Source organism: uncultured Brachyspira sp. (assembly GCF_944390595.1).
Taxonomy (GTDB): Bacteria; Spirochaetota; Brachyspiria; order Brachyspirales; family Brachyspiraceae; genus Brachyspira.
In genome coordinates, this window is sequence record NZ_CALXRN010000166.1 from 1 (window position 1) to 7,011 (window position 7,011).

The 7,011-nt window shown below is 30.4% G+C and carries 7 protein-coding genes and 1 pseudogene; all 8 read left to right on the forward strand.

Annotated features, from left to right (window positions below; translation table 11 throughout):
• Window positions 1-372 (forward strand): annotated as a pseudogene (locus Q0J90_RS09715) (tRNA (guanosine(46)-N7)-methyltransferase TrmB); the annotation flags it as partial.
• A 46-nt stretch (window positions 373-418) separates the two neighbouring features.
• On the forward strand, window positions 419-1,408 hold the full coding sequence (locus Q0J90_RS09720; protein ID WP_297277712.1) for an ABC transporter substrate binding protein: 990 nt from the start codon (window positions 419-421) through the stop codon (window positions 1,406-1,408).
• A 135-nt stretch (window positions 1,409-1,543) separates the two neighbouring features.
• Window positions 1,544-1,738, forward strand: coding sequence for a 50S ribosomal protein L32 (rpmF, locus tag Q0J90_RS09725; RefSeq protein WP_014489261.1), 195 nt, complete (start codon window positions 1,544-1,546; stop codon window positions 1,736-1,738).
• A gap of 12 nt (window positions 1,739-1,750) precedes the next feature.
• Window positions 1,751-2,770, forward strand: a complete 1,020-nt coding sequence (gene plsX, locus Q0J90_RS09730) for a phosphate acyltransferase PlsX (protein WP_297277713.1) — start codon at window positions 1,751-1,753, stop codon at window positions 2,768-2,770.
• 52 nt (window positions 2,771-2,822) lie between these two features.
• Entirely contained in the window at window positions 2,823-3,677 is an 855-nt protein-coding gene (locus tag Q0J90_RS09735; protein WP_297277714.1) for a 3-oxoacyl-[acyl-carrier-protein] synthase III C-terminal domain-containing protein, read from the forward strand.
• A 53-nt stretch (window positions 3,678-3,730) separates the two neighbouring features.
• Window positions 3,731-5,038 carry an electron transport complex subunit RsxC gene (gene rsxC, locus Q0J90_RS09740; RefSeq protein ID WP_297277715.1) on the forward strand — a complete coding sequence of 436 codons (1,308 nt, stop codon included), beginning with the start codon at window positions 3,731-3,733 and terminating at the stop codon, window positions 5,036-5,038.
• Between the two features lie 15 nt (window positions 5,039-5,053).
• Window positions 5,054-6,154 carry an RnfABCDGE type electron transport complex subunit D gene (locus Q0J90_RS09745; RefSeq protein WP_297277716.1) on the forward strand — a complete coding sequence of 367 codons (1,101 nt, stop codon included), beginning with the start codon at window positions 5,054-5,056 and terminating at the stop codon, window positions 6,152-6,154.
• A gap of 2 nt (window positions 6,155-6,156) precedes the next feature.
• Window positions 6,157-6,729 carry an FMN-binding protein gene (locus Q0J90_RS09750; RefSeq protein ID WP_297277717.1) on the forward strand — a complete coding sequence of 191 codons (573 nt, stop codon included), beginning with the start codon at window positions 6,157-6,159 and terminating at the stop codon, window positions 6,727-6,729.
• Window positions 6,730-7,011 lie beyond the last annotated feature (282 nt).

Here is a 7,011-nt window from a genome sequence, read left to right on the forward strand (position 1 = left end):
ATTATATTTGGAGAAGCCAATAAAGTAATAGATGAATATTTAAAGGATAAGTATTTTTTTGATAAGATATATTTAAACTTTCCGGATCCATGGCCTAAGAAAAAACATTCCCATAGGAGAATTTTTACAAAGGACTTTTTAAATAAAATGTATCCTTTACTTAAAGATGATGGTATATTCTATTCTGTTACAGATGATGATAATTATGCTCTAGAAATAATGAATCCAATATATAAAGAGGCTGGTAATTTTAATAATATTTTAGATAATGACTATGTTCATAAATTGGATGGATATGGGGTTACTTTGTATGAAGAGAAAATGAGAGCTATTGGGCATAATATATATTTCTTTGCCCATTGTAAGAAATAATAAAAAATATTATAGAGCATAAAAATATTTTTTAGGTTTAATTTTGATGAATATGTTTATTAAAGTAATATTTTGTTTGTTTTCATTCATATTATTTGCATCATGTAATAATGAAGAATCGTATAATAATAAAGTTATAGTAAGTATAATAAAAGAAAGCAATACAAGAAATTTTAATTCTATAGAAAAAGGCCTGCTTGATCAGATAAATTTAGATAAATTAGATGTTCATATAAACTTTTATACATCAGACGGCAGCGATACATCTGCTATAGAGATTGCTAATAAGGTTAGGGATGATAATTCAACTATAGCCATAGTTATAGGGGAAAATGCCACTTTAGTATCTATGAATGTTATAGTTCCGCAGTCAATTATATTTGCCGGATGTTTTGACTATATATCGTTAGAATCTATAAAGAGGAGTAAGATTCAAAATAATAATATAACAGGCGTTTATGGTGTTTTGGATATTACTAAATATTTGAATATAATATCTACAGGTGGACTTAGAAACCTTGGATATTTATATTCAAAGCATTCTAGGATTTCGGCTCATGTATCTGAAGAGCTTATGGATTATTGTTCTGAAAATAATATTAATTATTATCCGTTAATAATTGAAGAAGACTATGATATTAATAATATAGAGAGAATAATCTCTTCAAAAAATATAGACTATTTGTATTTAGCTAGAGAAAAATATATAAGCGATAATATATATAATTTAGATATTATATGTGATAAATATTCAATTCCGATCATAAATACAGATTTGGAATATGCATTTAATGTAGATATATTATTTTCTTTAGATTTTAATTATTATTATTTAGGCAGACAATTAGCTTTGCTTTTAGCTAAAGTTATTGATAATTCCGGCAGTACAGATGGTATTGATTTTGTAAAAGCTAAAGATTCTCATATATTGCTTCTTAATGAAGATGTTGCTAGGTCCCGTAATGTAAGTTTCACAGAAGATTTACTAAAAAACAGCTCTATTATAATAAGCAATGGCAATATTATGAGAAGGTGAAATTATATTATGTTAATTTAGCTTGACAAAATTGATTCTTTATAGTATTATATTTAAACTTTATATTGTATAATAGCGACAATTATATTAATTTTTTATTAATTGTCTTTAATAAAATTTTAAGGAGAAAATAAAATGGCAGTACCAAAGCATAGAAAGTCGAAAGCTAAAAAAAGATCAAGACAAGCAGCTAATGATAAAAGATTTTTAGGTTCTTTATCAATATGTCCTCAATGCGGGGCAGAAAGAATGCCTCATAGAATATGTCCTGAATGCGGATTCTATAAAGACAGAGTAGTAAAGGCTCCAAAAACTCAAAATGCAGGATAATTAGGAAATATTATGAATTTAGCCATAGATGTAGCTAGCGGAGAAAAATCAATTGAAGAGCTAGTATTAGGTGCAATTAATGCTTTGCCTGAAAATAATGATATTAATTTGATACTAGTCGGCAATGAAAGATATATAGTAAAGGCATTATCAGAAGCTAAATATGATCATCATCGAGTTGATATTAAGCATACAGATGAGATTATAGATATGAATGAAAGCCCTGCTAATGGAATAAAACATAAAAAAAATGCATCAGTTTTGTTAGCAGCACGTTTAGTTTCTGATAAATTGGCTCATGGTTTCTTCTCTCCCGGAAATACCGGTGCTACTTTGGCAGCTGCATTGACAGAAATCGGACGTTTAAAAGGCGTTATGCGTCCTCCTCTTGTATCAACTTTGCCTAAATTCGGCGGTGAATTTTGTATGCTTGATATGGGAGCAAATGTTGATTGTACACCTGATTATATAGTACAGTTTGCTGTTATGGGACGTGTATTTGCTAAGCGATATTTGCGTATAAATAATCCTAGAGTAGGTTTGCTTAATATAGGCGAGGAAGATTCTAAAGGAAATGCTGCTAGTAAAAAGAATTTTGAACGTTTGCAAAAAATGAAAAAAATAAATTTTATAGGCAATATAGAGCCTAATGATATGCTTAAGTCAGATGCAGTGGATGTTGTTATAGCAGACGGATTTGATGGAAATATAGTTTTAAAAACTATAGAAGGTACGGCATCTTTGGTTGTAAATGTATTAAAAAACGAAATAAAGAAAAATCCTGTTAGTGTTATGGGCGGACTTATGATGAAGCCTGTATTTAATAATTTAAAAACTAAATTAAGTTCTGATTCTTATGGTTCTGCTATACTATTAGGTTTAAATGGCGGAGCATTTGTAGGTCACGGAAAAACTAGCGGTATAGGCGTAAAAAATGCTGTACTTAATATGTATAGATTTTTAGATGCTAAAATTAATGAAAAAATATCTAAAGAACTTTATGATTCAGGAGTGAAAAGAAGAATATTCTAAATATATAGATATGATAATTTATATCTAATTTTTTAATGAAAGGAATTTTATAATGGTATACATAAAATCTTGTAAAGGCACTTATAAAAATCAAAAGACTAATATGGCAGCATCAGATTTAGCTTTGATTTCAATAAATGAAGTAATAAATGGATTTGATACAGATAAAATAGATGCTATTATATGTGCTACAGTTACTAAAGATTATGTTTATCCTTCAACAGCATGCATACTAGCTGGTAAAATTAAAGCTAGCAATGCTTTTTGTTTTGATATAGAAAGCGATTTTACTGGTTTTTTATCGGCATTAAGATTAGCTTATGCCTTTATAAAAAGCAGCAGATATAAAAATATTTTAGTTGTTGCTACAGAGTCATTTTATATATGTGATGATGAAAATAGATTTGATGATGCCAGTGTAGCTGCACTTGTCACTAATGAGAAAACAGATATTCAGATAGATTTTATTGATTCTGTAACAGATGGAAATGCTTTAGAAAATTGCTACATACCTATGGGCGGAACAGCTAAACCTTATACAAAAGAAGGAGTATTGAATAAAGAACATTTTATATCTATAAAAAACGGTACAGTTTTTGAGGATGAAGCTAAAAAAGCAGCTTTATACGTTAAAGATGTTCTTTCATCAAATGGTATAGAACCAAATATTTATATACCATCTTATTCTACTCAAAATGCTTATAATGTTTTTGTTGATGCTTTAGCTGTTAATAAGGATATGGTTTATTCTAAAATGGAAAATGCTCATTCATCTTTAAGTGCTTCATCCGGGGTGGCATTATCTATGGCTTTAGAAGATGGTTTTATAAAGAAAAATAGTAAAGTTGCTTTATGCAGCTATGGAAGCGGTTATACTAGATCTGTAGCTGTTATTTCTATAAATTAAATTATAATAGTGTAGTAATTTACATTAATTTTATTAAATGAAGGATTAATAACATGAAATTAGGTAAATTTCGTTTTGGTGGAGTTCATCCGCATGATAGTAAAGATACTGCTAATATTGTTTCATCAAATCTTTCACAGTCGCCTAAAACAGTATTAATATCTATGGCACAGCATATAGGTGCACCTGCTAAGATGCTTAAAAACAAAGGTGATAAGGTAGAAAGAGGAGAACTTATTGGAGAAGCTAGCGGATATGTATCTGGTAATGTTTATTCATCTGTAACTGGTACAGTAGCTTCAGCAGAGATAGCTGCTCCTCCTCTTGGAAGAGGGGCTAATGCTTTACTTATTAATACAGATGCCAATGCTGTTAATTTGGCTTATTCTGAAGATAGTAATTATATGTCTTTATCAGCTGAAGAGATGTCTAAAAAGATTCAAAAAGCTGGTATAGTTGGTATGGGAGGTGCTACTTTCCCGGCACATGTTAAAGTTGATGGTGCTGCTAAGGGCGGGTGTGATACTTTAATTATCAATGGTGTTGAATGCGAACCGTATATTACAAGCGACTATAGGCTTATGGTTGAATATACGCAGGAGTTGTTTAAGAGTATTGAAATTTTAAGAAAAATTATACCTTCTGTTAAAAGGACTGTTATAGGAATAGAAGCAAATAAGCCTTTAGCTATAGAAGAGATGACTAAAATTGGAAAAACCTGCAATGTAGAGGTTATGGCTTTAAGATTAAGATATCCTCAAGGTGCTGAAAAAATGCTTATAGATGCAGCAGCAGGAAGAACTGTTCCTGTTAGTAAATTACCTATGGATGTAGGAGTTTTAGTAGTTAATATAGCAACACTTTATGCTATATATGAGGCAGTTGCTAAGGATAAGCCTCTTATAGAAAGACTTGTTACAGTTTCAGGAGATGCTATAAAGGAACATAAAAATTTATGGCTGCCTTTAGGTACTCCTATTTCACATGTAGTTGAAGAATGCGGCGGAATTACAGAAGAAAATGTACTTGTACTTGCCGGCGGTCCTATGATGGGAGCAAGTGTTCCTAGCTTAGATCAATGTGTTAATAAGGGTACTAACTCTTTGCTCTTCTTAAATAAAGATAAAATGCCTAAAGAAGTGGAATATCCATGTATTAAATGCGGAAGATGTGCTCATGCTTGTCCGCTTAAATTATCTCCTACTGAGATAGCTCATACTGCTAAAGCTAAAGTTAAAGATAAATTGAATGATTTAGATATAGCAACTTGTTTTGAATGCGGCTGCTGTTCTTATATATGTCCTTCAAAAATACCTTTAGTTCAGTGGATTAGATTTGGTAAAGATTTATTAAGAAGATGATTTAAGGAGATAATGATGAAATTTTATACAGAATCTTCTCCACATATAAAAGATGGAGATACTACTAATAAGATAATGTTAAGAGTTATTATAGCTCTTTTACCAGCTGTTATATATAGTATTGTGTTATTCGGAGCTAAAGTTATAGTTTTATATTTAGCATCTATTATTACATGTGTACTTTCAACTGTAATAGTAAAAAAAATAAGAAAGAAACCTTTGCTTCCTGATTATGCAGTAATTATTACAGCTATACTTTTAGTTATGACACTTCCTCCTTCATCTACAGTAACTATGGCAGTTATAGGAAGTATTGTTGCTATAGTATTTGCTAAAGAGGTTTTTGGAGGCTTAGGATCTAATATATTTAATCCTGCTTTAGTTGGAAGAGCATTTTTACAGGTTGCTTTTCCTGCTCAGATGACTATGTATACACCTCCTACAAGAGTTCCTTTTTTGGATTTATTTTCAGCAGGGCTGCATAATTTAGTAAATACAGTTACAGGCGGTACACAGACTATAGATATGATGAATGCCTTAACTCAGGCTACTCCATTAACATTTATGAAATTCACTTATAATGCTAATATAAGTACTTCATTGGCTGAGCAAATAGGATTCGAATCTCATTACTATTTACAAATGTTATTGGGAAGTACTGCAGGAGCTATAGGAGAAACATCTTTCTTGCTTCTTTTAATAGGAGGAATATTCCTGCTTGTTACTAAGACTATAGATTGGAGAATACCTTTAGGAATGTTTATATCATTGGTGGTTGTTAGTTTAATTCTTTGTTTAGGTATGCCTGGAAGATTCCCATCTCCTATATATCATGTATTAGCAGGCGGTTTTGCTTTAGGTGCTTTCTTTATGGCTACAGATATGGTTACATGTCCTTCAAGCCATTTAGGTGCTTGGATATATGCTCTTTTAATAGGTGCTGTTCTTGCTATATTAAGAGCTTTCGGATCATCTCCGGAATATATGATGTATTCTATACTTATAGGAAATATGTTTATGCCTTTAATTTCTATACTTACTCGTCCTATGCCTGTAGGTAAAAAAGAGTTAATCGCTATAAATAAAGCTAATCTCCAAAAAGAAGGAGGAAAATAATAATGAAAAAAGAAGTTGGTTATACTGCGGTTATTTCTGTTACTATTACAGCATTATTAGCTGGTTTTTTGCTTTCTTTTGTATATTCTTCTTTTGAGAAAGATATATTGGCAAATAATGAAAAAACAGTATTAAACGGTGTTAAAGCTGTTATAGAAGGTGCTGATGAATTAGAAGGACCTTTAAAAGAAAATTCTTCTTATGATTATTATATTGGAAAAAAATCTGATGGTACAGTAGTTGGTTATGCAATGCTTGCTTCTGCAGGAGGATATAACGGACAAAATAAGGTTTTAGTTGGTTTTGATGCTAATGCTGAAGTTATTACTGGTATAGTTGTAACAGAACAGGCTGAAACTCCTGGACTTGGTGCTAAAATTACAGAAGTTGCTTTCAGAGATCAATTTAAAGGTAAAAGTACTATAGTGCCTTTGACTGTTGCAAAAGGAATAAAACCAGAAGAGGCTGGAGAATCTGAGATAGCAGCAATAAGCGGAGCTACAATATCATCTACTTCTGTTGTTACAGCGGTAAACAGTGCTAAAGATGAAGCTGCAAGTTTATTTAAAAATTAATAATTAATTATTTTATATAATATCAAAGGCTTGTAAGATGCTGTCATTTTGCAAGCCTTTTTATTTGAAAAAATATTGACAATTTAAATATATTTACGTATACTATATTAGTAATCTTATTTAATATAGTGATAATAGAGGGGACTTTATATTATGACTAAATATGAATTATCATTAATAGATAATGAAGCATATAAATTACATGAGTTTTTAGGTATAGATATACCTATAAAGAATTTTAAAACAATAGTAGAAACTTTGGGTGGAAAATTAGAAAATAAA

Bases quoted from the DNA above. Each gene is read 5' to 3' on its own strand.
- Q0J90_RS09720 (WP_297277712.1), top strand. From the start codon at position 419: ATGAATATGTTTATTAAAGTAATATTTTGTTTGTTTTCATTCATATTA.
- rpmF (WP_014489261.1), top strand. From the start codon at position 1,544: ATGGCAGTACCAAAGCATAGAAAGTCGAAAGCTAAAAAAAGATCAAGA.
- plsX (WP_297277713.1), top strand. From the start codon at position 1,751: ATGAATTTAGCCATAGATGTAGCTAGCGGAGAAAAATCAATTGAAGAG.
- Q0J90_RS09735 (WP_297277714.1), top strand. From the start codon at position 2,823: ATGGTATACATAAAATCTTGTAAAGGCACTTATAAAAATCAAAAGACT.
- rsxC (WP_297277715.1), top strand. From the start codon at position 3,731: ATGAAATTAGGTAAATTTCGTTTTGGTGGAGTTCATCCGCATGATAGT.
- Q0J90_RS09745 (WP_297277716.1), top strand. From the start codon at position 5,054: ATGAAATTTTATACAGAATCTTCTCCACATATAAAAGATGGAGATACT.
- Q0J90_RS09750 (WP_297277717.1), top strand. From the start codon at position 6,157: ATGAAAAAAGAAGTTGGTTATACTGCGGTTATTTCTGTTACTATTACA.